The 25,111-nt window shown below is 40.8% G+C and carries 26 protein-coding genes and 1 riboswitch; of the genes, 22 read left to right on the top strand and 4 right to left on the bottom strand.

The genetic code is table 11. The features are described 5' to 3' along the window. Positions 1–594 precede the first annotated feature (594 nt). The 18 genes from D5F11_RS13815 to D5F11_RS13740 all read left to right on the top strand — a co-directional run bounded on the left by D5F11_RS13815 (position 595) and on the right by D5F11_RS13740 (position 12,034). Positions 595–915 carry a hypothetical protein gene (locus D5F11_RS13815; RefSeq protein WP_120116765.1) on the top strand — a complete coding sequence of 107 codons (321 nt, stop codon included), beginning with the start codon at positions 595–597 and terminating at the stop codon, positions 913–915. Between the two features lie 215 nt (positions 916–1,130). Continuing rightward, positions 1,131–1,955 (top strand): glycoside hydrolase family 191 protein, encoded by an 825-nt coding sequence (locus D5F11_RS13810; RefSeq protein ID WP_120116766.1) that lies wholly within the window; start codon positions 1,131–1,133, stop codon positions 1,953–1,955. Between the two features lie 182 nt (positions 1,956–2,137). Next, a complete protein-coding gene (locus tag D5F11_RS13805; RefSeq protein WP_120116767.1) occupies positions 2,138–2,719 on the top strand; it encodes a DUF6241 domain-containing protein in 582 nt (193 codons plus the stop codon). Positions 2,720–2,828: 109 nt separating this feature from the next. After that, positions 2,829–2,984 (top strand): hypothetical protein, encoded by a 156-nt coding sequence (locus tag D5F11_RS26510; protein ID WP_185830697.1) that lies wholly within the window; start codon positions 2,829–2,831, stop codon positions 2,982–2,984. Between the two features lie 358 nt (positions 2,985–3,342). Continuing rightward, positions 3,343–3,945, top strand: a complete 603-nt coding sequence (locus D5F11_RS13800) for an AmiS/UreI family transporter (RefSeq protein ID WP_244861967.1) — start codon at positions 3,343–3,345, stop codon at positions 3,943–3,945. Positions 3,946–4,075: 130 nt separating this feature from the next. Beyond that, positions 4,076–4,453: a rhodanese-like domain-containing protein gene (locus D5F11_RS13795; protein ID WP_120116769.1), complete on the top strand. Its 378-nt coding sequence runs from the start codon at positions 4,076–4,078 to the stop codon at positions 4,451–4,453. A gap of 12 nt (positions 4,454–4,465) precedes the next feature. Continuing rightward, positions 4,466–4,729, top strand: a complete 264-nt coding sequence (locus D5F11_RS13790) for a metal-sensitive transcriptional regulator (RefSeq protein WP_120116770.1) — start codon at positions 4,466–4,468, stop codon at positions 4,727–4,729. Positions 4,730–4,845: 116 nt separating this feature from the next. Further along, positions 4,846–5,325, top strand: a complete 480-nt coding sequence (locus D5F11_RS13785; RefSeq protein ID WP_120116771.1) for a DsrE/DsrF/DrsH-like family protein — start codon at positions 4,846–4,848, stop codon at positions 5,323–5,325. Positions 5,326–5,348: 23 nt separating this feature from the next. Beyond that, the gene (locus D5F11_RS13780) at positions 5,349–5,702 is read left to right on the top strand and encodes a rhodanese-like domain-containing protein (protein WP_120116772.1); all 354 of its coding nucleotides are present in this window, start codon (positions 5,349–5,351) and stop codon (positions 5,700–5,702) included. A 205-nt stretch (positions 5,703–5,907) separates the two neighbouring features. Beyond that, positions 5,908–6,204 (top strand): rhodanese-like domain-containing protein, encoded by a 297-nt coding sequence (locus D5F11_RS13775; protein ID WP_120116853.1) that lies wholly within the window; start codon positions 5,908–5,910, stop codon positions 6,202–6,204. Between the two features lie 18 nt (positions 6,205–6,222). Further along, on the top strand, positions 6,223–6,813 hold the full coding sequence (locus tag D5F11_RS13770; protein WP_120116773.1) for a sulfurtransferase TusA family protein: 591 nt from the start codon (positions 6,223–6,225) through the stop codon (positions 6,811–6,813). Then, a complete protein-coding gene (locus D5F11_RS13765; RefSeq protein WP_120116774.1) occupies positions 6,814–7,044 on the top strand; it encodes a glutaredoxin family protein in 231 nt (76 codons plus the stop codon). It abuts the gene before it with no gap. A gap of 38 nt (positions 7,045–7,082) precedes the next feature. Beyond that, a complete protein-coding gene (locus D5F11_RS13760) occupies positions 7,083–8,210 on the top strand; it encodes an MBL fold metallo-hydrolase (protein WP_120116775.1) in 1,128 nt (375 codons plus the stop codon). A 19-nt stretch (positions 8,211–8,229) separates the two neighbouring features. Further along, positions 8,230–8,457 carry a sulfurtransferase TusA family protein gene (locus tag D5F11_RS13755; protein WP_120116776.1) on the top strand — a complete coding sequence of 76 codons (228 nt, stop codon included), beginning with the start codon at positions 8,230–8,232 and terminating at the stop codon, positions 8,455–8,457. A gap of 291 nt (positions 8,458–8,748) precedes the next feature. Further along, positions 8,749–9,525: a sulfite exporter TauE/SafE family protein gene (locus tag D5F11_RS13750; protein WP_120116777.1), complete on the top strand. Its 777-nt coding sequence runs from the start codon at positions 8,749–8,751 to the stop codon at positions 9,523–9,525. 40 nt (positions 9,526–9,565) lie between these two features. Next, the gene (locus D5F11_RS26505; protein ID WP_185830696.1) at positions 9,566–9,718 is read left to right on the top strand and encodes a hypothetical protein; all 153 of its coding nucleotides are present in this window, start codon (positions 9,566–9,568) and stop codon (positions 9,716–9,718) included. Between the two features lie 95 nt (positions 9,719–9,813). Next, positions 9,814–9,929: riboswitch (TPP riboswitch) on the top strand. A gap of 134 nt (positions 9,930–10,063) precedes the next feature. Next, a complete protein-coding gene (gene thiC / locus D5F11_RS13745; RefSeq protein WP_120116778.1) occupies positions 10,064–11,848 on the top strand; it encodes a phosphomethylpyrimidine synthase ThiC in 1,785 nt (594 codons plus the stop codon). Positions 11,849–11,866: 18 nt separating this feature from the next. Beyond that, a complete protein-coding gene (locus D5F11_RS13740) occupies positions 11,867–12,034 on the top strand; it encodes a serine protease (RefSeq protein ID WP_120116779.1) in 168 nt (55 codons plus the stop codon). Between the two features lie 158 nt (positions 12,035–12,192). Here the strand turns inward: D5F11_RS13740 and D5F11_RS13735 are convergent, their stop codons facing one another. From D5F11_RS13735 to D5F11_RS13725, 3 genes are all read right to left on the bottom strand, one after another. Next, positions 12,193–15,480, bottom strand: coding sequence for a CapA family protein (locus D5F11_RS13735; RefSeq protein ID WP_120116780.1), 3,288 nt, complete (start codon positions 15,478–15,480; stop codon positions 12,193–12,195). Positions 15,481–15,910: 430 nt separating this feature from the next. Next, entirely contained in the window at positions 15,911–17,107 is a 1,197-nt protein-coding gene (locus D5F11_RS13730; protein WP_120116854.1) for an MFS transporter, read from the bottom strand. Positions 17,108–17,240: 133 nt separating this feature from the next. Beyond that, on the bottom strand, positions 17,241–18,569 hold the full coding sequence (locus D5F11_RS13725; RefSeq protein ID WP_120116781.1) for a Na+/H+ antiporter family protein: 1,329 nt from the start codon (positions 18,567–18,569) through the stop codon (positions 17,241–17,243). Between the two features lie 236 nt (positions 18,570–18,805). Here D5F11_RS13725 and D5F11_RS13720 point away from each other — a divergent pair, with 236 nt between their 5' ends. From D5F11_RS13720 to D5F11_RS13705, 4 genes are all read left to right on the top strand, one after another. Next, positions 18,806–20,623 (top strand): sigma-54-dependent Fis family transcriptional regulator, encoded by a 1,818-nt coding sequence (locus D5F11_RS13720; protein ID WP_245998213.1) that lies wholly within the window; start codon positions 18,806–18,808, stop codon positions 20,621–20,623. Positions 20,624–20,808: 185 nt separating this feature from the next. Then, on the top strand, positions 20,809–21,795 hold the full coding sequence (locus D5F11_RS13715) for a thiamine pyrophosphate-dependent dehydrogenase E1 component subunit alpha (RefSeq protein ID WP_120116782.1): 987 nt from the start codon (positions 20,809–20,811) through the stop codon (positions 21,793–21,795). A 21-nt stretch (positions 21,796–21,816) separates the two neighbouring features. Further along, on the top strand, positions 21,817–22,851 hold the full coding sequence (locus D5F11_RS13710; protein WP_120116783.1) for an alpha-ketoacid dehydrogenase subunit beta: 1,035 nt from the start codon (positions 21,817–21,819) through the stop codon (positions 22,849–22,851). Positions 22,852–22,959: 108 nt separating this feature from the next. After that, entirely contained in the window at positions 22,960–24,171 is a 1,212-nt protein-coding gene (locus tag D5F11_RS13705) for a dihydrolipoamide acetyltransferase family protein (protein ID WP_120116784.1), read from the top strand. Between the two features lie 186 nt (positions 24,172–24,357). Here D5F11_RS13705 and D5F11_RS13700 read toward each other — a convergent pair whose 3' ends face one another. Continuing rightward, positions 24,358–25,029: a B3/B4 domain-containing protein gene (locus D5F11_RS13700; protein WP_120116785.1), complete on the bottom strand. Its 672-nt coding sequence runs from the start codon at positions 25,027–25,029 to the stop codon at positions 24,358–24,360. Positions 25,030–25,111 lie beyond the last annotated feature (82 nt).

Genomic DNA, 25,111 nt, shown 5'->3' with positions numbered 1-25,111 from the left:
ATGCTCAAACATTATTATAAAAAATTGATATTTAATCAAACAGGAAAACGTCATTTTGATCAATCTCTTTTCAAAATAACGGTTTTTTAATTGTTGTTGCAAATGGAGAGAAGAGAGTTTTTTATCAATCTTTATATAACTACAATACCGATTACATTATGATCAATGCCCTCGCCGAAACCTTCTCCGAAAAGCATCGTTACCGAAATGCTTACAAAAAGTAACGCTGCTTGATAATCGCTGACTCTTTTTATGATTGGAACCGGTGTGATAATAAAAAGTAAGACTCCCCATAACCCACACTTGCACTGTTATCACTATAAAACCCAATGAGCTTATAAAGACGATCGCATGCCTGTTCTTGGATGAAACCATATTACAATTCTCTCCAAAATTGTTCCGGATTATCTATAATTACATTTTCATACTCACAAACAATCTCCTTCATTCCTACCGGCTCATCAAAATTAACGGTATTCCATGTGTTCATCTTCAAAAAATTAAAGGAATCACTCCGATATATCCCCTCTTGAAGGGAATTATGCTATTTTTTGAATGGACCGAAGGTGTTGACTCACCTATGGTTTTTTTTATTTGTTTCTTAATCAAATTACTCCCCTTTTGAAGGAAAAAGAAAACATTATCATCACCAAAGTCTTTTTTATGCTATTATATGTAAATGCAGAACAAATGAATTTTAACTTCATTCAGCAGAAATCTCCCACTTCTGTAAGTGGTGAGATGAATGCCTATTGGTATTCCATTCAGTGGGGGTTCAAACCCCGGCTGAATAAAGTCAAAGCCTCCAGCGGATACCATAGATTTTCAGAAGAAACTTATCGAGCGAAGCTCGATAAAATCTGGGCGCAAATACGCCAAGGCGCATTTGATAGTTATTTTTCCTCTCCATGTTGATTGGAAAGAGTTCACCATCAAAGATTCTGCTAAAATGATTCTGTAACTGTTGCTGATTTCGCAAATGTATTAATTTGAGGGTTTACTAGTCATTAAGAAAGAAGCCATGAAATGGATTTCTTATTGTTCAGCTTCTTCTTATTTTCTCGATGAAAAAGACATGAAACGATTTAACAGCTCGTTCAGGAAAAAAGACCACTGGGAGAAACGAGAAAATGATGAAAAAAATAATCTTATGTTCATGTGTCCTTCCCTTATTCATACTTGGGTCATGTGCTGAGCGAACAACAATAAAAGATATCGAACGATTTAAATATTACTTGGATAAAGGGAGTGTCAAAATCGGCGATCAAATGAAAGAAATGGATTTGGTCATCGTTGAGCCGATTGAAATGCAACAAGATTATATCTCAGCTGCACAGCAACAGGGGACATTAGTATATGGATATATTAATGCAATGGAAGGAGACAAATGGAACAAAGAACTTTATCATCAGTTCAAAGAAGATGATTTTTATAAAGATGAAAATGGGACTAAAATGTACTTTGAACAGTGGGATTCTTACATGATGGATATGACTTCGGTTCATTATCAAAAAGTTTTACTAGAAGAGATAGAGAAGCAGGTTGTTCAAAAAGGTTTGGATGGTGTGTTTCTTGATACGGTAGGAAATATTAATTCCTTTTTGCAACCGGATGAACAGCGATCACAAAATGAAGCTATGCGAGAATTTATGAAAAAAATAAAGGCGGAGTATGACGATTTGTCTATAGGACAAAATTGGGGATTTGATACACTCATGGATTATACAACCCCTTACGTTGATTTTATTATGTGGGAAGATTTTTCTTACAGGGAAGTTGCGCATGATGAATGGGCGTTAGAAAAAATGGAACGATTACAAAAGCTAAGAAAGCAATATGGTATACAGGTACTGGCAATAGGTTTTAAAGATGAGGCAAAAAGTAAGAAGTTGTCCCAAAAGTATGGTTTCAAGTATTTGCATAATGAGAACGGTTCTTATTATAACGAATGGTGATTACATGGTAAAAGGGATTCTATTTCGAGAAAAAGCAGATTCGGAAAATGAACATGCTGCTTATCATTCGGAAATCTATAAGACCCAAAGACCTCCACCAGCAAATAAAAATTTCCGTACGATACATTGAAGAAGTGGAGCCTAGGTATATCAACGGTTGAGAGTTTTTGGAGGAAACATGAATGAAAAAAAATATCGCGCTCGGCATTGCCGGACTGGCAGCGGTTCCTGCAGGCGTTTATTTTGCTTTCACGTTCAGTGATAGCGAAATGGGTGCCGATAAGAGTAACAAGGACGCATCCAGCCTGGAAATAGCAGCGCCGATCAAATATATAGCTACTAATGAGGAAAGAGTGACAGCAGAAAGAGATGTTGGTGAAATATCTGATGAATTGACCTTGATCACGAGAATGGTCGAGATGTCCCTTCAAAAAGTGAATATTGGAGGGGAGAATGATACCCCTCCAGAGATTGTTGCTGATTCGGTTCGACGGATCCAAATGACAAAAGGTAATATATTTTATCTTGAACAACAGGTGGATTCTATTGAGATTTCAAGGAATACGAAGAATAGTGCCTATTCATACGAAAGTATATTGGACAGATGGCTTGAGGGCAACTTTGATAACATCACAGATGAAACCGAATTTCTTTTAAGCCTTGTTTCTAAGCCATATGGAATATATGACGGTGAGAAAGTCACCGAAAAAAGCAGAATTAAAGAGCAAGAATATATTCAGCGTTATTTTGAACAAAACAATTAAGATAGAAAAATGTACCGTGAAGGCGGAATGTCCCGCTTCTATTGGTACATTTTTTTACGCCTACTTCCGGTATTAGAAAAAAATACAGGAGGGGGTAACTTGATAAAGGATGTTTAACTTCATTCAGCAGAAGTCTCCCACTTCTGTAAGTGGAGAGATGAATGCCTATTGGTATTCCATTCAGTGGGGGTTCAAACCCCGGCTGAATAAAGTTAAAGCCTCCGGCGGATGCCACAGATTTTCAGAGGAAATTTATCGAACTTAAGCTCGATAAAATCTGGGCGCAAATACGCCAAGGAGCATTTGATACGCCTTCAGCAATGTTTTGAAAATATTGTACGATTTTATATCGCTCCATTCCTCCTCATAGACTAAACTTATATACCCTCTTCAGACTTACTGTCCGGATGTTTCCCTACAAAAATGGGGGATAAATCAATCTTGATGGATTGGCCGCATAAATTTTTTTGCAAGGCTTACATATCATTGACAACCACCTCGAATTAATATAATATTCAAAATAATTAGCCGGAAACAGGAGGGGGCGACAATTAAATCGGGCTGTTTCAAGGACGACAGGGAGTGAAAGATTCTCGAAAAAGGAGGGGAACCCTTTGTCTAATGTGGGACTGCTTTATGTCGGTGGAGTTTTGTTTATCAATTCCTTAATGTTACTTGGCAGGATTGACGGAAAAAGTGCTTCGGTCTTTAATATTTTCATCGGGATACTGCAAGTTTTCACCCCTATTTATTTGATCATAAAAGCGGACGGAAATATGTCGGAAATAATGGGAGCGGCTAGTATTTTTTTATTTGGCTTCACCTATTTATATGTCGGGCTGACAAACTGGTTTGGCCTTGAAACATCCGGGCTGGGCTGGTATTGTCTATGGGTTTCGATTTTGGCACTTGGCTTTTCTTGTATTAGCTTTAACACTGCAGATATAAAATTTGGAATTATATGGTTGTTTTGGTCATATTTATGGTTTTTATTCTATTTAGTCTTGGCAAAAAACATGGACATTGGACGCTATGTCGGAAAAGTAACTTTTGTAATGGCTTGGATTACTTGTACGATTCCGGCCTTTTTAGGCTTGGCGGAGCTATGGGATAACCTGAGCAACACGATTGCGTTGATTGTGGCAGGGCTGGCTATTATTTATTTTATTGCCGCCTATTTTTCCGAAAGACAAGGATCTTCTATTCCGAAGAATGTGGCTTCATAATACAAAATTTTTATCAGGCGATCGTTTCTTTCGCCTTTTTTCTTTTTTATAATGAGTGAGATTTGACAATATACCCCCATGTGTATAAAATGAACATCGTATGAAATTTTTAAGGAGGACGATACCCTAGATGATCATCCTGATTTTTAGTATGATAGTTGTAGGCATGATTTTTTATAACAGGTATATTCCTGTTTTCGGTATCAAAAGTGTGGAACAGGAAGATATAAGTAATACTATAACGATTGTTGATATAAGAGATTTTAACGAGTCCTATAAAAGTCCGGTACCCGGTGCATTAACGATCCCGGTTGCTTATTTAAAAAGAAATTATCAGGACATTCCGAGCATGGACCTTTATTTGGTTGCTTCGAGCAAATTGGAAAGTAATATGGGGATTCGCTATTTGCAAAAAAAGGGCTATCACATTCGTGGCTATTCAATCGCGGATAGTACCAGGGTTTTATTAAACGAAAAAAAGTCCATGAGCCTAGGAAATAACAATTGAGGGGGCAGTTCAATGAATTATGATGATCAAATGAAAAACAGAGTTAAACGCATTGAAGGGCAACTCAGAGGAATATTAAGAATGATGGAAGAAAATAAGGATTGCAAAGATGTGATCATTCAACTGTCAGCTGCACGGACTGCTATCGATCGGACCATTGGTGTGGTTGTGAGCTCCAACCTAGTGGAGTGTGTTCAAAAGGCAAATGAATCAGGGGAAGCAAGTACGGAAGAGCTTGTCAAAGAAGCGGTAAACTTATTGGTGAAGAGCCGCTGAAAAAAGAGGGTTGACATTCTCTTTTATTTTTAATAGTATAATACCCATAGGGGTAAAGGTAATATATTTTTTAAGTTTAATAATACCCTAATGGGTATATGGTGGAGGGAGCAACGATGGAAGAAAAGAAAAGAACGACAATCGTGCTGTTCAGCGGCGATTACGATAAAGCGATGGCAGCATACATCATCGCAAATGGTGCCGCAGCCTATGACCATGAAGTGACCATTTTTCACACATTTTGGGGCTTGAACGCGCTACGCAAGGAGGAGAACATCCCGGTCAAAAAAGGGTTCATGGAAAAGATGTTTGGCAAAATGATGCCAAGAGGCGCAGACCGAATGGGACTTTCCAAAATGAATTTTGCCGGGTTGGGGCCGAAAATGATTAAAGATATCATGAAAAAGCATAATGCTATCCCGTTGCCTCAATTGATTGATATGGCAAAGGAACAGGATATCAAATTAGTTGCCTGTACAATGACGATGGATCTGCTTGGATTACAGCAGGAGGAGCTCTTGGATGGAATTGACTATGCAGGTGTGGCAGCCTATCTTGCAGATGCAGAAATTGGTCATGTGAATCTGTTTATATAGGCAGGAGGGTTGATTGAAGAGCTATGGGAGCAATCGCTTTTACGTTGTTTGTCGTGTTCATTATATGGCGGATGCTGCCGCCCAGAGGAATACGGCAGATTAAAGTGGATGAATTAAAGACAATGTTGCAGGATAAAAACAAGCAATTTGTTGATGTAAGGACACCAGCCGAGTATCAAAGAAACCATATTCCAGGCTTTCAAAACATCCCTCTTCATATGTTGGAAAGCCAAGCAAATCAAAGGATTTTAAAGGAAAAAGAAATCATCTTAATTTGCCAAAGTGGAATGAGGAGCCTACAAGCGTGCCGGATCCTGAAGAAAAAAGGATACATGAAATTGGCAAATGTCCGTGGCGGGATGAATGCCTGGTTTTAACTTCATTCAGCAGAAGTCTCCCACTTCTGTAAGTGGTGAGATGAATGCAAATTGGTATTTCATTCAGCGGGAGTTCAAACCCCGACTGAATAAAGTTAAAGCCTCCGGCGGATGCCACAGATTTTCAGAGGAAATTGATCGAGCGGAGCTCGATAAAATCTGGGCGCAAATACGCCAAGGCGCATTTGATAAGGAGGAAGTAAAAATGAAGGAAATAAGTGCAAAAGAAGTGGAACAGAAACTGGATCAAGGAGAAAAATTAAATATCATAGATGTCCGCGAAGCCGACGAAGTAGCAGCGGGAAAAATTCCTGAAGCTATTCACATTCCATTAGGATTGGTTGAATTAAAAATAAGTGAGCTCGACAAATCTAAAGAATATATTATGGTCTGCCGTTCTGGCGGAAGAAGTGGCCGGGCAACGCAACTTTTGGAGAGCCATGGATACAAAGCTATGAACATGGTTGGCGGTATGCTTGATTGGGAAGGAAAAATAAAATAATCAACTGGAGGCTATAGGATGAGTAAGATAAATGCCGATGTCATTTTGGATGCAAAAGGGTTGGCGTGTCCAATGCCGATCGTCAAGACAAAGAAGGAAATGAATGAGCTAGCCCCAGGTAAAGTCCTGGAAGTTCAAGCGACTGATAAAGGATCAAAGGCCGATATCAGGGCTTGGGCGGAAAGCGTTGGTCATCAATACTTGGGCACTTTGGAGGACGGTGAAATATTGAAGCATTTCCTCAGAAAGTCCGCCAGTGAGGAAACAGAAGTGAAAGAGTACCCCTATGTTGTTCAAAACGATGAGTTGCAAAAGAAAATCGAATCAAATGAGAGTATCATTGTGCTGGATGTAAGAGAAGCTGCTGAATATGCCTTTAACCATATTCCAGAAGCCATCTCCATTCCTTTAGGAGAGCTCGATGAAAGGGCAGATGAACTGCAGAAAGAAAAGGAAATTTTCGTCGTGTGCCGTACAGGGAACCGGAGCGATATGGCAGCGCAAAAGCTGAAAGAAAAAGGGTTTGACAAAGTGTTCAATGTTATCCCGGGCATGAGTGAATGGACCGGGCAATTAGAGGGTGTCAATCATAAAGGAGGTCAGCAATAGATGCCAGTGACTGTTTATACAACAACGAGATGTCCGTACTGCGTCATGTTGAAGAACTTTTTGAAGGAAAATGAAATAGCTTTTCAAGAAGTAAATGTAGAAAGCCACCCTGAAAAAATGCAGCAATTGATAAGGACAACTGGACAAATGGGTGTGCCGCAAACTGAAATCAACGGCCAGTGGATTATCGGTTTTGATCCAAACAGTATTATGGAGGCTATACAAAAGTAAATTTTTTTAATTAAAAATATACCTATGGGGGTAAAGTGATGACAGTATCAGTTTGGACATCTAAAGATGTTGCAAGAAAAATCGTGAACAATGAAGAGCTGTTTATCTTGGATGTTCGGAATGAAAGTGACTTTCAGGACTGGAAAATTGAAGGGAGAAATGTGGAGTACTTAAATATTCCATATTTCGAGCTGCTTGATGGTGTGGAAGACATTTTAGGAAAAATTCCTATCGGCAAAGAGGTTCTCGTTGTTTGTGCAAAGGAAGGATCGTCAGTAATGGTGGCTGAAATGCTGGCCGAGCAAGAATTGGATGTAGCATATTTGGAAGGTGGCATGAAGGCCTGGAGTGAACATTTGGAGCCTGTAAAAATCGGAGATTTGAAAGACGGCGGAGAAATGTACCAGTTTGTCCGAATGGGAAAAGGCTGTTTATCTTACATGATCATTTCGGGGAAAGAAGCTGCAGTGATTGATGCGACTCGTATGATCGATGTTTTTACAGAGTTTGCCAAAAGCAAAAATGCGAATATTACCCATGTGCTTGATACTCACCTTCATGCCGACCATATTTCGGGAGGCAGAGAGATCGCCGCGCAGACAAATGCAACCTATTGGCTTCCTCCAAAGGATGCAGCGGAGGTCACTTATGTTTATGAACCTCTTGAAGACGGAGATGTGATTACAATCGGCAATACAGCGATTGATATTCATGCGCTCTACTCACCGGGGCATACAATTGGATCTACATCATTTATTGTAGATGGAAAATATTTATTGACAGGAGATATCTTGTTTGTTGATTCGATTGGAAGACCGGATCTTGCTGGATTGGCACAAGATTGGGTGGGTGACTTGCGGGAGACATTATATTCCCGTTATAAAGAGCTATCCGAAGAACTTCTTGTTCTGCCGGCCCATTTCATGATTATAGATGAATTAAATGAAGACGGGAGCGTTTCTGAAAAGTTGGGAACTCTTTTTGAAAACAATCATGGCTTGAATATTGATAGTGATGAAGAGTTTAGAAGATTAGTAACTGAAAATCTGCCTCCCCAGCCAAACGCTTATCAGGAAATACGAGAAACAAACATGGGAAAAATAAATCCTGATTTGGAAAAGCAACGTGAAATGGAAATTGGTCCGAACCGCTGCGCGGTAAGATAAAAAATAGGAGGAATATGAAATGGAAGCTGTAAAGTTTTTAGATGCGAAAGGATTGGCATGTCCAATGCCGATCGTAAGAGTGAAAAAAGTGATCAATGAAATGGAGTCTGGACAAATATTGGAAGTACATGCAACTGATAAAGGGTCTAAAAGCGATTTGACAGCATGGACTAAATCAGGCGGACATGAACTGTTGAAAATAGACGAAGAAAACGGTGTTTTCAAATTTTGGATTAAAAAAGCCTGATCATAAAGGGGGACGTAAGGGTTCCCCTTTTTCCAAGAGTAAGAAAGTAAAAAATTAGATGAAATATTTTGTTCGAATTAAGATTTTATCTGTCTAGTGCGACGTACAGGAAATACTAGTACCACCGAAGCCACAGGATGTGGCGGCGGCCAGCGCCTAGCCCATCAAGCCGCTTCCCTGTGGAGGCTGAACAACCGCCTCCTCGGGAATCGTCTTGTTTGCCCGCGCTGACCAAGGCGCTTGCGCTTTTCTTATATCCGACGCTTCCACATTGTTTAAGGAGGTTAAGCGATGGATTTTACATTTATCCTCGTCATTTTTTTAATAGGTTTTATCGGCTCTTATATTTCGGGCATGCTTGGGATTGGCGGCTCCATTATTAAATACCCGATGCTTTTATATATCCCACCGCTGTTCGGTTTAGCAGCATTTAGCGCACATGAAGTATCCGGAATCAGCGCCGTCCAGGTATTCTTTGCGACGATTGGTGGAGTTTGGGCCTACAGAAAAGGCGGCTATTTGAATAAAACATTGATTGGATATATGGGAAGCAGCATTTTAATCGGAAGTTTTATAGGGGGATTTGGCTCCAAACTTATGTCAGAGGGAGGCATTAACCTAATTTATGGGATTCTGGCATTGATAGCTGCGGTGATGATGTTTGTTCCGAAAAAGGGAATTGATCATATCCCGTTTGAGCAGGTGAAATTTAATAAATGGCTTGCAGCCCTCCTTGCTTTCGTTGTCGGTTTGGGTGCCGGGATAGTCGGGGCGGCCGGTGCATTTTTATTAGTGCCTATCATGCTTGTCGTATTAAAAATTCCAACCCGCATGACAATCGCCTCATCTTTGGCCATTACTTTCATTTCATCCATTGGAACAACGGTAGGGAAGATTACTACAGGGCAAGTGGACTATGTTCCGGCATTGATCATGATTATTGCCAGCCTGATTGCTTCTCCCCTTGGTGCAATGACAGGTAAAAAAATGAACACCAAAATTTTACAAGTCATATTGGCTGTATTGATATTGGCAACGGCTGTTAAAATTTGGGTAGATATCATTTAACTTCATTCAGCAGAAGTCTCCCACTTCTATAAGTGGTGAGATGAATGCCTATTGGTATTCCATTCAGTGGGGGGTCAAACCCCCGCTGAATAAAGTTAAAGCCTCTGGCGGATGCCTCATATTTTCAAAGGAAATTTATCGAGCGAAGCTCGATAAAATCTGGGCGCAAATACGCCAAGGCGCATTTGATTAGGAAGGCTGATGTTTCTTTCTGTGAATAAAGGCTTATTTTTGAAATTCGCCCTTGAATTTTCATGAAGAGTCTAATATAGTGGAGACAAATCGAATAGCAATAACTGGGGGTGCCCAAAGAGCTGGGCTGAGAGAAGAAACGCGATGAAGTTTCCTGACCCTTTGGACCTGATCTGGTTAATGCCAGCGTAGGGAAGTTAATGAGTAGTGCATCTTAATTGAAGTCTATACATTTTAGGCCGGGTCCAGCCATTTTTTTATGGTCCCGGCTTTTTTGTATTGTCTGCACGGAATCCTGCCAATCAGATCTCGTCCTTTAACCAAAAAATGAAGGGGAGAGTATCTAATGTCTATGTCGCTATCAGATGAGAAAAGTATCGCCATCATGTCCAATTTTCCAAAGAGCAAAAAGGTGTATATGGAAGGAGCCAGGCCAGATATCAAAGTACCCATGAGGGAGATTGAATTGAATCCTACAAAGACGGAAGCAATAGAGAAGGCTAATGCTCCCGTTCGGGTATATGATACAAGCGGGCCTTATACAGATCCGGAATATGCAGTTGATATTACAAAGGGGCTGCCTCCGCTTAAAAGCCAATGGATTTGGGAGCGCGGTGATGTAGAGGAATATGAGGGACGTAAGATTAAGCCCGAAGACAATGGTTTTAAATCAAACGATGATCCAAAAGCGGAGCGGAATGTGTTTCCGGGATTAAAACGAAGACCTATCCGGGCACAGAAGGGAAAAATTGTTACCCAACTTCATTATGCAAAAAATGGGGTCATTACGCCCGAAATGGAATTCATTGCAATAAGAGAAAATCTAACGCCTGAGTTTGTCCGTGATGAAGTAGCAAAAGGCCGTGCCATCATTCCAACGAATATCAATCACCCAGAGGCGGAACCGATGATCATTGGAAGGAATTTCCACGTTAAGATAAATGCAAATATTGGGAATTCTGCAGTGAGCTCCTCCATTGGGGAAGAGGTGGAAAAAATGACTTGGGCCACTCGATGGGGCGCCGATACAATCATGGATTTATCGACAGGGAAAAACATACATACGACCCGGGAGTGGATCATCCGAAATTCTCCGGTTCCGATCGGCACCGTTCCTATTTATCAGGCCTTGGAAAAGGTGAAGGGGGTTGCTGAGGACCTCACTTGGGAGGTTTACCGTGATACACTAATTGAACAGGCAGAACAGGGTGTCGATTATTTTACGATTCATGCTGGAGTACTCTTAAGATATGTTCCATTAACGGCAAGCCGTGTAACAGGCATTGTTTCGCGGGGCGGCTCAATTATGGCGCAATGGTGCCTATATCATCATAAAGAAAACTTTTTATATACTCATTTTGAGGACATCTGTGAAATTATGAAAGCATACGATATTGCATTTTCTTTGGGTGATGGATTGCGCCCTGGATCCATTGCGGATGCGAATGATGAAGCGCAGTTTGCGGAGCTGGAAACACTCGGAGAGCTCACAAAGATCGCATGGGAGCATGATGTCCAAGTGATGGTTGAAGGTCCCGGACATGTTCCAATGCACCTGATCAAGGAGAATATGGACAGACAGCTTGAAGCATGTCATGAAGCGCCGTTCTATACGCTTGGACCGCTTACAACTGATATTGCCCCTGGCTATGACCATATCACTTCCGCGATTGGCGCGGCAATGATTGGATGGTACGGAACAGCGATGTTGTGTTATGTAACTCCAAAAGAACATTTGGGACTGCCCAATAAGGATGATGTACGTGAAGGGGTCATTACTTATAAGATAGCTGCCCATGCTGCAGATTTGGCGAAGGGGCACCCGGGCGCTCAGATTAGGGATGACGCAATTTCAAAAGCTCGTTTTGAATTCCGCTGGGAGGACCAGTTCAATTTATCCCTGGATCCGGAGCGAGCCGTGGAGTATCACGATGAAACATTGCCTGCAGATGCGGCAAAAACAGCCCATTTTTGTTCTATGTGCGGCCCGAAATTTTGCAGTATGAGAATCTCGCATGATATTCGTAAATATGCAGCAGAAAATGACCTCGATACACAGGAAGCCATTGAAAAGGGGATGAAGAACAAAGCGGCCGAATTCAAGGCAGCCGGAAGTAATATTTATCTTTAGTTCTCTCGGAGGTGCATGATGAGCGTACAAAAAATGAAAGAAGAAATCCAACAGTTGGAACTGCGCATCAAAAATCTGAATATCCGGGTAAAAAAGATCCAGCAATCCTGTCATCATCAATATGATGGGAATGAGTATTACGAAACCTGCAAAAAGTGCGGCAAAGTGAATGCCTTATACTATTAGAGGCAAGTTAAGATTAATTCTAAAACAGCTCAGGCACAGGAAAACGTTATGTATTTCCTGTGCCTGAGCTTGTGTTGAAAGATTAAGAAACAGTGTACGGTTGCTATCGTGATCAGCGCAGAATATGACCAAGTCCGACGCTGCATCAAGAACTCTTTTTAAAGAATAGTAAAAGAGTAATAATAATGATCCAGATCTTTTGCTGGAATCAAATCGGTTGTGCCGAAAGATTTTAACATATATGTACAATGTTGAAATTCACTTTCTGTGACAAATCGCGGCTGCCAAAATGTTTCTAAATTATTGGAGTAAATGGGGTAAAGGCGTAATTCCATTTCACTTTGATCTAACTGTATTTGTGCAATCATACTATAAGGCGCAACAAATCTACGGCCATATTCTCCATCACTATTAAAAACACCATTTCCAATACTATACGCAATGATACTTGAATCTATTTGTTCGATTTCTTGAATCATATGTGCACCATGTCCGATAATGATATCTGCTCCAGCATTTACTAAGGAATGTGCATACTCTCTTTGCTTGGGATGTACAGTTTTAAAATCGACGCCCCAATGTGCAATCACCAAAACCTTTCCATTTGGATAGGCTGATTTTTCTTTTTTAACTTGCTCTAATATATGCCCACTTAAGCAGGCTACACCAGGCTGATCTCCAATTGCATAAAAATCAAACTCACGATACATTGGATTTCTGTACCAATAAGCATTGAAAATAGCAATACGAGTTTTATTTATAACTTTAATAATTGGTTTTTCAGCATCCGTTTGATTAAATCCTGCTCCAATAACATCTATTTTTGCTTGCTCAAATGTGCGAATAGTCTGCTCTAAACCTTCGACTCCACAGTCCATTAGATGATTATTTGCTAATGTAGCTAAATGAAACCCTTCCTCTTTCAATGGCTCAACTGTGTTCTGCGGGTCACTGTATAAAACAAATGGTTTTCTTTTCTTCAAGTAATGATCTTTATGATGAGATAACGCTGCTTCAAAATTAAATATATTAAAATCACCGGTGGAAATAAACGGTCTTAATTTATCAAAAGAATATGATCTTCCTTTCGTAGTTAGAGCGTCTGTACGATTGTTTCTCTTCCTTTTATCGGAATAAAATTCTCCAAAATAAGTATCTCCCAAGATATTTATGGTATATGTATCCGTTACATTTTCTTCATGAATCATCAATTGATCGTTAAGTTTTGCTTGATTTATTGAATGAAGAGAATCGATGATGAGTTGATCTCGATGGAAAGTATCGTTTGCCCCTGCCACTACGGTGATATATTTATGACCATCAAATTGAGAGAGCACTATAGCTAAAGAGTCTAAATAACCAAAAAACAACCCATGAGTAATCAAACCATAATGATATAGATTTGAATTTACTTTGTATGTGTCTTCCTTGAAGGTAAATACCTTTTGTGAAATCAAGTCAAGGATAAAAGGATATTTATTAAATAGTAATTTCCCTACAGTATGTAAATCATCTAGTGTTATTTTCTGTTGTTTATTGCTAATTCTTCGACCTGTAATATTTAAAATCGCTTTGTCGTTTAGTCCAATCTCTTTTGCGATTTCTTCCAGCATTAACATCGTCTTCCTATTGGAGCCTACCACTTGATTTGCTATCATTAATAACGCATTTGGGGAGTGATTAACGACAGCGGCAGAAAGCAGGTTGTCCAGGCTGACCTCTTGATCCTTCACAAGCTTTATTGCGTTTAGTGCTTGATTTTCTTTGATTTCCTGCTTACCTGGCAAGTACCGGTCAGATAGCTTCAATTTTGCTGAAAAAATATTATCCAATACATAGTTAAGTAACAGTACACCTCCCAATCCCTGATTCTGTATGACCTGCTGATTTCCAGCAGAGCCTACTTTGCAATGAGTGGAAAGATCAAACGTAGCTGCTCCGCCTCCTGTTGCAAACGGGTGGTGGTGGGAATACCATTTACTTGTTCTATCTACGCCGGAAAAATTCAATAAATGTTTTTTTACAAATTTAAAATCACTTGAGCGAGGTGAACCTTTTATCAGGATAAAATCGTCATCTTCAATGATATTTGAAACATGTTGTGCTAGTTCCTTACTTTTTTCAAAATATCCACCTATCAGTGGTTCAGGCAATAGTCTCAATGCATGTTTCATTTCTGGACCATGTGCAAAAACAAGATCAATATTGGAGTCTATTAAAGGCTGGACTAAAGCTTCGTGTTGGCGCACAGCTTCTTCTGAACCAAGATTTTCTATTCTCCCAAGTATCGCAATTTTCTTCCCTTTATAATACTTTGCTTTTCTACTAAAGAGTTTAATAGCTTCAATCATGGCAATACCAGTAGCATTCCAGCCATCATCCAAAATTGTGAAATTTGCTTTATCATACTTTTGATGTTGCTCAAAACTATGTACACCTTTACCAGGACTATATTCAACGATAAAATCTATAACTAAAGATAAGGGGATATTCATGGTTTTGGTGACAGTTAAAACTCCAACAATGTTTTGGATCATGCCTTCACCATTTAAATTTGTTTTAAATGTGACTATTTCCCCTAAAATGGATGCCGTAACAAAGGAACCAACTTTTAATTCTTGGTAGTCAATGATTGAACTGTCTGCATCTGCATGAAATCCATATGTAATAATATTAGAATTATATTTTTCTACTTGTTCGTATACTGTTTCATATTCATTCATATCACGGTTTAAGATGACTGTTCCCTGATGATTCATGCCTTCTGCAATTTTTGATTTAATCACTGCTGTTTCAAAAGCATTCTTATTTTGCCCGCCGTCAATAGATGTAATCATAGCAATTGATGGGGGATAATCTTTCATAATACCGTTCGGAATTGTCCAAAGCCCCGAAATTGCGCTTTCCACAACTAAATAATCTGGTTGAGTGATGGCACATGAAATCGTCAATGGTACACCTGTTCTTGTATTATGATTTCCTCTCGTCGCTATCACTTCTGCATTTTTAGAAAGTAGAAACTCCAAGAGGTTCTTCGATGTAGATTTGCCAGCAGTTCCTGTAACCGCAATCATTTGTCCTTTAAATCTTTGAAAGGAATAGTTTGCTAGTAACTTTATTGCATCATAAGAATTTGGAGTAATATATTGAGGAATGCTTTCATCTAATTCAGGTATGTGGCGTTGAACAATAATGCCTTGTATATTTTTTGCAAAACGTTTAACAGTAAGATGAGTATCTTCCCAACCTGCATAAATAGAGGTGTTTTTAGACCCTTTGTGCCAAGTTTCAGAATCTATAGCAATGAACAATATATTTTTATTCTTCTCTACATTTACTTGTCCTTCTGAAATTGTAACGGTATTAACAAACCATCCTTTTTCAGGAGTTCGATACCAGTACCCGGGAATGGCGCTTTCTATGCTGTGTAAGTCATAGTAATTCATTTTAGTCCCCCTACCTTTTCTTGGAAAATTATAATATGCTTATTATAATTTGTATGTATAGACAAGTTCAAGTTCTTAGTGAGAGATCTGAATGGCCTAGAATAATCATCGACAAGATACTGCATTGTTATTTCTCACTTCCCTACCTATTTTTTCAATAACTTATTATAAAAAAATCATATATTTCAGGGGATTTTTAATAATAGGTAGCCATAAGGAACGAATGGTAAAAAACATCACTTGTTATCTGGGATGAAAAAGGCAGAAAAAGAGCAGGGGATATTAGTGAAGAAGGGGAGTCAAACAATAAAGCTAAAAGACTGTATCGCACAAATGCTCTTTTTTAAGCTTTGAGTCAAAAAGGAGACAACTTATAAAAAAAGCTGAATCGACTAGAGAATCTTAATCTCTGCCGATTCAGCTTGAAAGTCTATTTTAATGCTGGAGCTGCTTTTTTCGACAATTTTAATCTTCTTTGCCATATCGCCGAGACAAGCAATGTCACACCAAGGACAATTAAACCGAGTAAAAACGGATAGATCATATGGATATCAAAAATCATCCCTGCAATGAGCGGTCCGAGGACATTCCCGATACTCATATAGGCATTGTTCATTCCCATCGCGAAGCCTTGCTCATTCCCAGCTAATTTCGAAATCAGCGTATTCAGGACAGGCCTTAAAATGGACGTTGCCATGAAAATGATCAGTGTAACAACGAAAAAGAAAACATAGCTTGATGCAAAGATTGAAAATAAAAATCCGACAGCTGAAACCGCCAAGAAGATATTCATCACTTTACCCTCGCCCAAAAGGGAAACAAGGCGATTGACCACAAAAAGCTGGACGATGACACTGATAATACCCGAGACAGTTACCATGAACGCTATTTTCTGTGGCGTGGCTTTAAAGGCATTATCGAGATAAAGACCGATAATCGATTCGTAAGCCATCAGACCGAAGCTCATAACCAGTACGATGATGAGCGGAATAAAATAGGGCTTGTGAACTGACTGCACAAGTTTTTTTACCATGGGATCCGCCACGTTACTTTCGCCCTGAACACTTACCTCTTTACTCTCTTTGAGGACAATAATAGAAAAAACAGTAGCTACCACTCCCACAATCGCTGATACAAGAAGTGGCATTTTCAGCCCGTAGTCTGCTAAAAAGCCTCCGACACCAGGACCAACCACAATCCCGAGTGACATCGCAGCAGAAATATAACTATTTCCTTTTGCACGCTGCTCGATAGTGGTGATATCAGCTACATAAGCAAATATAGCCGGAATCAACAGGGCAGCACCAATTCCTCCGATAACGCGCGAAAGGTACAAAATGCCAACTGAATTGGAAAAATAAAAGATGAACATGGAAAGTGCCAATCCGCTCAATCCATAAATGATCATCTTTCTCCTTCCGTATTGGTCCGTCCATTTACCGGCAATCGGGGACATGATAAATTGCGCGCCTGCAAAAATCGCAATCATCAAACCGGCAGCCGTTCCGCCCTGGCCGATGGACACTAAATAGGCAGGCAGAATCGGAATGATGATCCCGAAACTCCCAATAGCAATAAACATGTTGATCATCAAAATAAACAATTTTCTTTTTTGATCAGGCTGCACCATAATCCCCTCTTTTCTTGTTCTAATAAAAACACAGCTCCTTAATATAACAATACACGGAGGGAAAAGTCAATAAGTTTTTTTCGGTTTTTAAAAAAGAAAATAGCCACCAGTTTGTCTGGCGGCCAGTAACTTATAAAACGAAAGCTGCAATCATTCCGAATATGAAAAGCGGAATATTATAATGAAGGAATGTAGGTACGCAAGTCTCCCAAATGTGATGGTGGCGCCCGTCGGCATTCAAGCCTGCAGTTGGCCCGAGTGTACTGTCAGAGGCAGGGGAACCAGCATCACCGAGTGCTCCGGCGGTTCCGATCAAGGCAGCTGTTGCAAGCGGGGAAAGACCAGCTGCTGCACAGAGGGGAACATAAAGGGCAGCTAAAATTGGAATTGTGCCGAAGGATGAACCAATTCCCATTGTAATGACTAACCCTACGAGCAGCATGAAAAAGGCAAGCAACATTGGAGAATCTCCTACGATGCCGGTCGTTTTCTCCACAAGTTCAGTAACAGAACCTGTTTCTTTCAATACTTTCGCATAGCCTGAAGCTACGAGCATAACGAACGCGATCATTCCCATCATGCCGATCCCTTCCTGGACAACTTTATCTCCATCATGGAATTTAACGACTCTCGTGATGAATAGAATAATGATACCTGTCAATGCACCGAGGACGAGAGATTTAGAAACTACTTGAACAACTAACGCAGCAATGATAGCAAGTATGGTAAAGGTATGCCCCATGCTCCAAGAAGCTGAAGTTGGTTTGTCCGTAATGCCTTCAGCCTTGTCGAGTTCCGCGGGAGACGTCTGCATGGCTGGTTTGGAGACACGATCTTTTCTGTAAGAAATAAAAATGGCAATCAATAGGCCAACAATCATGCCTAATCCCGGAATCAGCATGGATAAGCTTACATCATTCATTGAAATCTTCATACCGTTGGAAATCATTTCATCGCGGATGATTCCATGGAAAATCAATCCAAACCCGGCAGGAATCATGATGTATGGAGCCTTTAAACCGAAGGTTAATGCGGCAGCGACGGCTCTTCTATCTAGTTTGAGCCGATCAAATAAACCAAGAAGCGGTGGGATTAAAATAGGAATAAATGCGATATGGACAGGAACCGCATTTTGGGACAAACAGGCAATCCCTGCAATGGTCAGCACAAGTATCGTTTTTTTACCGCTAAAGACTTTAAGCATTTGATTGACCAACAGTGTCGTAATGCCTGAAAGACCGATCATAACAGCAAAAATCCCCAGCAAAATATAGCTGAGCGCTGTATTGGCCTGGCCACCCATCCCTGAAATCATCAGATTCACAGAGTCAGAGAAATTCAATCCTGATACAAGACCGGCAGTCAGGGAGGCGATGAGGATTGCAAATAAGACGTTCACACGAAGAAGACTTAATGCAACCATAACTATGACACTGATTATAACAGCATTAGTCACCATGACTTAACCTCATTTCTATTTTTTTATACCATACTCTATCATCCATATCACTCGTGAAAATGTCAACGGTGAATTGTATGGACGTGATAGGATTGTTTTGTTGAGAGACTTATATGATGAAGACCTTTCAACCGTTTTTTTTAGGGTGACAGGAATTTCGCTATTTATAGCGAAATCATTTTTAATAGATAAATCTAGAAAGGCGGGGTGCGAGAGTGCTGGAGGTGCAGGATCCTTTGAAAAATTCTGTTTGGAGCCGGTTTGTACGGGAAGGTGTTTTGGATGAAAGCAGGATTAATAAAAGAATTTCTGAGTCTTGGTATATTTGCCGTAAGGACGGGGTTAATCCGTACAATGGCAAAGGTGAAAAGATACTCCAACAAAAACAATTTGTCCAGCGCAAGAATGATCGAAATGATTTGTTGTACGCTGCTCTTCCATTAATTAAGAATCTGCAAAAAATTTTTGCTCAGACAAAGTCCTTGTTCTTGCTTGTTGATTCCGAAGGATATGTGCTTTATATGGATGGTGACCAATTGGCATTGGAGAAGGCAGGTGCCATCAATTTTATTGAGGGGGCGAAGTGGACGGAAAAAGAGGTGGGAACGAATGCTGTAGGAACCGCACTCCGGACAAGGGAGCCGATCACCGTCATCGGAGCAGAGCATTATGCAGTCGCTTCCCATTCATGGGGGTGCGCATCTTCGCCAATCCTTGGTGTAGATAGATGTGTTGAAGGGGTATTAAACATTTCATACCCACTGGAATATGGTGTCCATGAACGAATGCTGCCAGCTGTCGTATCCGCAGCTTATGCCATTGAGCAGAAGCTAATGAACATGGCAAAAGATAAAGAACTCGAATTGATGCAAAATGTCTTCTTCACAGAATCTCAAGATGCCCTTTCACTTATTTGCAATGAGAAAGAAAAAATCATTTGGTCAAGCTCTCAGATAAAAAAAGAACGTTCTACTAATCAAGCTACGGCATATTTATCTGAATTCTTAAATAAGGGCTATATCGTGTGTCAAAAACAGCCTGTCTACTCACAGATCCAATATGATCTGATTGGATATAAAATAACATTGAAAAAAGCGCCAATGGAGGAAGGAAAAAAGCTTCTCGTGAAGCCGGAATTTACATTTGGCGGCGTTTGCGGTGAAAGTGAAAAATTCCGGTCGGTCCTGCTCCAGGCCAGAAGAGCTGCCAACTCCAATATCACCGTCCACATAAATGGAGAGACAGGAACAGGGAAAGAGATCATGGCCCGTTCCATCCACCTGAACAGTACAAGAAAACACGCTCCTTTTATAGCAGTAAATTGCGGTACTCTTCCAAAAGAATTGATTGCCAGCGAATTGTTTGGATATGTCGGCGGGGCTTTCACTGGAGCAAAACGTGAGGGGCATAAGGGAAAGTTTCAGCAGGCAAATGGCGGAACATTATTTTTGGATGAGGTCGCCGAAATAACCCAGGAGATGCAGGTAGCGCTGCTAAGAGTCCTGGAGGAGAAAAAGGTTGTGCCTGTTGGTGGTACGAAAGCGATACCTGTTGATGTAAGAATTATTACAGCTACTCACTGCGATTTGGCTGAATTGGCTAGAAAGGGAGACGTGAGAGAGGATTTCTTTTATAGGATATTTGTCTATCCCATTTACTTGCCTCCTCTGCGTGCCAGGGTTGAAGACATCCAGTATTTCATTGAGCACTATTGTCGCACAAATAATTGGGCGGTGACTTTTCCACATGATTTGCTGGAGTGTCTGCAAACCTACGAATGGCCAGGGAACATACGAGAGCTGCAAAATTTTCTTGACCGTCTGCGGCTTGAATGTGAACCTGGTCTTCCAACAGTAACGGATATAAAAAAGCTCCTTCACCCTGCCATCAAGCCTATCAGTCATTCGGAGCCGTTGACATATAGGGAGCACATTGAAAAAGAGAAAATGATGAATGCTTTACTCGCTACTGAAGGAAATGTTACAAAAGCTGCAGAAAGGCTGAGCATTTCGAGAAGCACTCTTTATCGAAAGATAAAGAAATTCAATTTGTAATCATGAGAATAAGTGAGACAAAATGAAACGATGTGTCATATCGTCTCATTTTCTATGAAAATCGGATACCATCAGGTATCTGATTTTTTCCATTCAGCTTAGCGTTATCGCCTTTTTTTAAAACAACAACAGTTGGTATAAAATTTGCAATAATTGAAATATATAAAATGATAGGAGGAGAGGAAATGACGCTTTCAGCAACAGTCAGTTTAACAGAGCAAAAAGCTAAGTGGATGTATGAAAAAATGTGTGAGATTCGCCAGTTTGAAGACAAAGTCCACGATATTTTTCAAACGGGTGTACTTCCGGGATTTGTCCATTTATATGCGGGGCAGGAAGCTGTGGCAGTCGGAGTATGTGCCCACCTGAATGATAAGGACAGCATCACGAGCACCCATAGGGGACATGGACACTGCATCGCTAAGGGATGTGACCTGGATGGGATGATGGCTGAAATTTATGGAAAAGTAACCGGCTTATGTAAAGGAAAAGGCGGGTCCATGCATATTGCGGATGTGGAAAAAGGAATGCTTGGAGCAAATGGGATTGTCGGTGGCGGTTTTCCATTGGCTGTCGGTGCTGCCTTAACGGCAAAGACGCTAAACACTGATGCAGTGGCTGTCTGCTTTTTTGGAGATGGGGCCAATAACCACGGGACTTTTCATGAAGGGATCAACATGGCTGCCATTTGGAAACTGCCTGTTATTTTTGTTGCGGAAAATAACGGCTATGCAGAAGCGACACCTTTTCATTATGCCTCCAGTTGTACAAACATTGTAGATAGAGCTGCTGCTTATAATATTCCGGGAGAAAAAGTGGATGGAAAGGATATAATGGCTGTTTTTGCAGCTGCGGAGCGTGCAGTTAAACGTGCCAGGAATGGAGAAGGACCTACATTAATTGAGTGTGTCACTTATCGGAACTATGGTCACTTTGAAGGGGATGCCCAGACATATAAAGCTGCTGAGGACAAGGAGAAGCATTTAAATGAGTTGGATGCCATTGCCATGTTCCGTGAGTATGTTCAAGCAAACCAGCTGATCAGCAAAAATGAATTGGACAATATTGACATTCAAGTGAAAGAAGCTATGGAAACAGCAGTTAAATTTTCTGAAGAGAGCCCTTTTCCGTCAAAAGAAGATCTACTAAAAGATGTTTATGTTTCTTATTAAAAATGATGGAGGCCGATAAAGATGACAAGAATGATTTCATACTCTGAAGCGATTAATGAAGCGATGAAGCTGGCAATGAGACGGGATGAAACAGTTATTTTGATGGGAGAAGATGTAGCAGGCGGCGCGGATGTTGACCATTTACAGGATGAAGATGCATGGGGTGGGGTCATGGGTGTCACGAAGGACCTTGTGACCGAATTTGGAAGAAACAGGGTATTGGATACACCTATTGCTGAGGCAGGATATGTCGGTGCCTCTGTAACGGCTGCAGCCACAGGGCTTCGTCCAATCGCAGAATTGATGTTCAATGATTTTATTGGAAGCTGCTTGGATGAAGTGATGAACCAGGGAGCTAAGCTGCGCTATATGTTTGGAGGAAAAGCAAAGGTCCCTCTGACGATCCGGACGATGCATGGAGCCGGGTTTAGAGCGGCGGCCCAACATTCACAAAGCCTTTATGCTCTTTTCACTCATATACCAGGATTAAAGGTGGTCGTCCCATCAACTCCAAGAGATGCCAAGGGACTGTTGCTGGCCTCCGTTTTCGATGATGATCCTGTCATCTTCTTTGAAGACAAAACACTCTACAATATGAAGGGGGAAGTGGAAGAGGACTTCTTCACCATCCCGCTTGGAAAAGCTGATATTAAACGTGAAGGGGAAGACCTCACAATTGTCGCCATTGGAAAACAGGTTCATACGGCATTGGAAGCGGCGGAGAAGCTTGCGGAAAGAGGAATTGAAACTGAAGTGGTTGATCCGCGAAGCTTGTCACCACTTGATGAAGAAACGATTTTAAACTCGGTAGCCAAAACAAACCGTTTGATCATTATTGACGAAGCAAATCCAAGGTGTAACGCTGCAACAGATATTTCCGCGCTTGTGGCGGATAAAGGGTTCGATTATTTGGATGCCCCGATCAAAATGATTACGGCTCCTCATAGCCCTGTACCGTTTTCACCAGTGTTGGAAGACCTATACTTACCATCTGCAGAAAAGGTTTTGCAAGTTGTAGCTGAGATGATCGGTGACGAAACAGTTGCAGTCCAATAGTTGAAAAATCAGTCCGTAGAAGCTTGCAAATGAATCTTAAAGCAGTGCGTGCTGTGTTATTGGGAAAACAGCGCGCCTCTTTCTATATAAATAAGAGGAGGGCGGAATATGGCTGTAAAAATCATCATGCCAAAGCTTGGAATGGGTATGAATGAAGGAACTGTTGTTGAATGGCTTAAAAAGAAAGGTGACAAGGTGGAAAAAGGGGAAAGCATCGTTGTCATCAGTTCGGATAAAATTGAAAAAGACATAGAAGCCCCGGATAGCGGGGTACTTTTAAAAGTTGCAGCAGAAGAAGATGAAACGATCTCGGTGGGGGAAGCGATTGCTTATATTGGTGAGTCGGACGAACAGATCAACTCAACTTCAATAAGTGAAAAACAACCAATTACCACTGTCAAGGAGACGGCTATTGCTGCGGAAATGACTGCTGAGCGTCCGCCAATTAACATGCAGCTTAAAGTAAGGGTTTCACCAGCAGCTAAAAAACTGGCAAAAGCAGCGGGGATTGATGTGAACACTGTCAAGGGAACGGGACCGCAAGGAAGAGTGACTAAAGAGGATATCGAAAAAGCAACTCGAAAACAAGAGAAAGTATCTATCGAAACAAAATCCGCTGAAGTGAAACAAAGTGAGGCTGTGACGACCAAGCAGGTTACAGGAATGAGGAAAGTAATCGCTGAAAGAATGATATCCAGTATTCAACAAAGTGCCCAGTTGACAATCCATATGCGTGCGGATGTGACGGAAATGCTCGCATTGCGTAAAAAGATTAATAATGGACGGGAAAGCACTCAATTGACAGTGACTGATTTTATTGCCCGGGCTGTTGTGCTTGCCCTTCAAAAACATAAAAATATGAACAGCACCTTCGAAGATAATATGATTCATTTCTATGATTCTATTCATTTAGGTATGGCAGTGGCATTGGAAAGTGGATTAGTGGTTCCTGTCATTCACCAAGCGGAACAGTATTCTATGGAGGAAATTTCCAATCAGATTAAACAGGTAAGCCAGAAGGCGAAGGAAGGGTTGCTTGAGAGTGCCGAGATGAAGGGCTCCACTTTTACGATCACAAGTCTTGGAGCGTCAGGGGTTGAGTTTTTTACCCCCATTTTAAATCCGCCGGAGGTCGGGATACTGGGTGTCGGTTTAATAGTGGATACGCCTGTATTTGTAGGAGAGGAATTGAAACGGCAGTCGATGCTTCCGTTGAGCTTGACCTTCGATCATCGCGCAACCGATGGAGTTCCAGCAAGCGAATTTTTGACAACCATCAAAGGGCTGTTGGAAAACCCTTATGAAATGCTGATTAAGTGATTCACAGTCTTATACCGGAAAATATGAACAGTTTGTGACAATGGTTGCCGGAATGTGTCGAGTTTTGTATAATAAATTTTGCATGCAACGAAATGTATGCTTGAGCAGCTAGATGTTGCTCCATACATAACCTTTTACTAACGCAGTGTTTCGTTCCAATGAAGGACGAAGCACTGCGTTTTTCTATTATTTAGATGTCAGGATATAGTTTTGAGCTTCGCCGCCGTTGATATGGGTGAACATGGAGGCAAGTGATTCTACAAGTTTCCTCGCATTATGTAAATTAATCTTCGGTGAAAGATAGACGATTTGAAGAGCATTTGTTGTGTTTGTTGTCACGGCTGTCCTGGTTGAATCCACAAATGGGCTGCCGAATGGCCCGGCATCATCGGCTGAGACAAGCAAGTTCTCCGCATTGTTTATTCTCCCGTTCAAACCCTCATACTGTTCTTCTGGTCTACCTTTTCGAAGTTCGACATCACCTTGAATTTGATCTTTGTCATAAATGCCCAAAGGAATTCTGTATTCAAGCGAAAAGAAATTATTAAGGTCTGTTGCTGAGTTCAAGGATGGAAGAAAGGTTTGCTTTTTCACTCTTCTATAAAGCGCTTCTGCTGAATGTCTGTAGCGGTTGGGATCTTTGCCAAGCTTTTTGAAGATAGCCCTCCACTCCCTGATCTCTTCATAGTCGGTTACGTTCTTATCTTCAAGCTCGAAATAGGCATTTTCCTGAAAAAGTCGCAGCCTGCCTTTTAACATTTGCGGCGAATCTGCAATTGTAATATTCTCATATTGAATAACGCCGATCTTCAGGTCTGGGATGATTTCGTATAGTGGTGGATCTATGGTTACTTCCAACGTTTTCACCTCCAATTTCTGTTTCAATTAGTTTATCATATAGTTGTGGTTATGACAGTTAAGCCAAATCGTTTTTACACTA

Origin of the sequence: Siminovitchia terrae (genome assembly GCF_003605405.2) — a bacterium.
Taxonomy (GTDB): domain Bacteria; phylum Bacillota; class Bacilli; order Bacillales; family Bacillaceae_C; genus Siminovitchia; species Siminovitchia terrae.
The sequence above is the reverse complement of the archived record's forward strand: the minus strand, read 5'-3'. Positions and strand labels throughout refer to the sequence as shown.

What these genes read in the sequence shown, in the direction of transcription:
- D5F11_RS13810 (WP_120116766.1), top strand. Translation starts at nt 1,131, where the DNA reads ATGATGAAAAAAATAATCTTATGTTCATGTGTCCTTCCCTTATTCATA.
- D5F11_RS13805 (WP_120116767.1), top strand. Translation starts at nt 2,138, where the DNA reads ATGAAAAAAAATATCGCGCTCGGCATTGCCGGACTGGCAGCGGTTCCT.
- D5F11_RS26510 (WP_185830697.1), top strand. Translation starts at nt 2,829, where the DNA reads ATGTTTAACTTCATTCAGCAGAAGTCTCCCACTTCTGTAAGTGGAGAG.
- D5F11_RS13795 (WP_120116769.1), top strand. Translation starts at nt 4,076, where the DNA reads ATGATCATCCTGATTTTTAGTATGATAGTTGTAGGCATGATTTTTTAT.
- D5F11_RS13790 (WP_120116770.1), top strand. Translation starts at nt 4,466, where the DNA reads ATGAATTATGATGATCAAATGAAAAACAGAGTTAAACGCATTGAAGGG.
- D5F11_RS13785 (WP_120116771.1), top strand. Translation starts at nt 4,846, where the DNA reads ATGGAAGAAAAGAAAAGAACGACAATCGTGCTGTTCAGCGGCGATTAC.
- D5F11_RS13780 (WP_120116772.1), top strand. Translation starts at nt 5,349, where the DNA reads ATGGGAGCAATCGCTTTTACGTTGTTTGTCGTGTTCATTATATGGCGG.
- D5F11_RS13775 (WP_120116853.1), top strand. Translation starts at nt 5,908, where the DNA reads ATGAAGGAAATAAGTGCAAAAGAAGTGGAACAGAAACTGGATCAAGGA.
- D5F11_RS13770 (WP_120116773.1), top strand. Translation starts at nt 6,223, where the DNA reads ATGAGTAAGATAAATGCCGATGTCATTTTGGATGCAAAAGGGTTGGCG.
- D5F11_RS13765 (WP_120116774.1), top strand. Translation starts at nt 6,814, where the DNA reads ATGCCAGTGACTGTTTATACAACAACGAGATGTCCGTACTGCGTCATG.
- D5F11_RS13760 (WP_120116775.1), top strand. Translation starts at nt 7,083, where the DNA reads ATGACAGTATCAGTTTGGACATCTAAAGATGTTGCAAGAAAAATCGTG.
- D5F11_RS13755 (WP_120116776.1), top strand. Translation starts at nt 8,230, where the DNA reads ATGGAAGCTGTAAAGTTTTTAGATGCGAAAGGATTGGCATGTCCAATG.
- D5F11_RS13750 (WP_120116777.1), top strand. Translation starts at nt 8,749, where the DNA reads ATGGATTTTACATTTATCCTCGTCATTTTTTTAATAGGTTTTATCGGC.
- D5F11_RS26505 (WP_185830696.1), top strand. Translation starts at nt 9,566, where the DNA reads ATGAATGCCTATTGGTATTCCATTCAGTGGGGGGTCAAACCCCCGCTG.
- thiC (WP_120116778.1), top strand. Translation starts at nt 10,064, where the DNA reads ATGTCTATGTCGCTATCAGATGAGAAAAGTATCGCCATCATGTCCAAT.
- D5F11_RS13740 (WP_120116779.1), top strand. Translation starts at nt 11,867, where the DNA reads ATGAGCGTACAAAAAATGAAAGAAGAAATCCAACAGTTGGAACTGCGC.
- D5F11_RS13735 (WP_120116780.1), bottom strand. Translation starts at nt 15,480, where the DNA reads ATGAATTACTATGACTTACACAGCATAGAAAGCGCCATTCCCGGGTAC.
- D5F11_RS13725 (WP_120116781.1), bottom strand. Translation starts at nt 18,569, where the DNA reads ATGGTGACTAATGCTGTTATAATCAGTGTCATAGTTATGGTTGCATTA.
- D5F11_RS13715 (WP_120116782.1), top strand. Translation starts at nt 20,809, where the DNA reads ATGACGCTTTCAGCAACAGTCAGTTTAACAGAGCAAAAAGCTAAGTGG.
- D5F11_RS13710 (WP_120116783.1), top strand. Translation starts at nt 21,817, where the DNA reads ATGACAAGAATGATTTCATACTCTGAAGCGATTAATGAAGCGATGAAG.
- D5F11_RS13705 (WP_120116784.1), top strand. Translation starts at nt 22,960, where the DNA reads ATGGCTGTAAAAATCATCATGCCAAAGCTTGGAATGGGTATGAATGAA.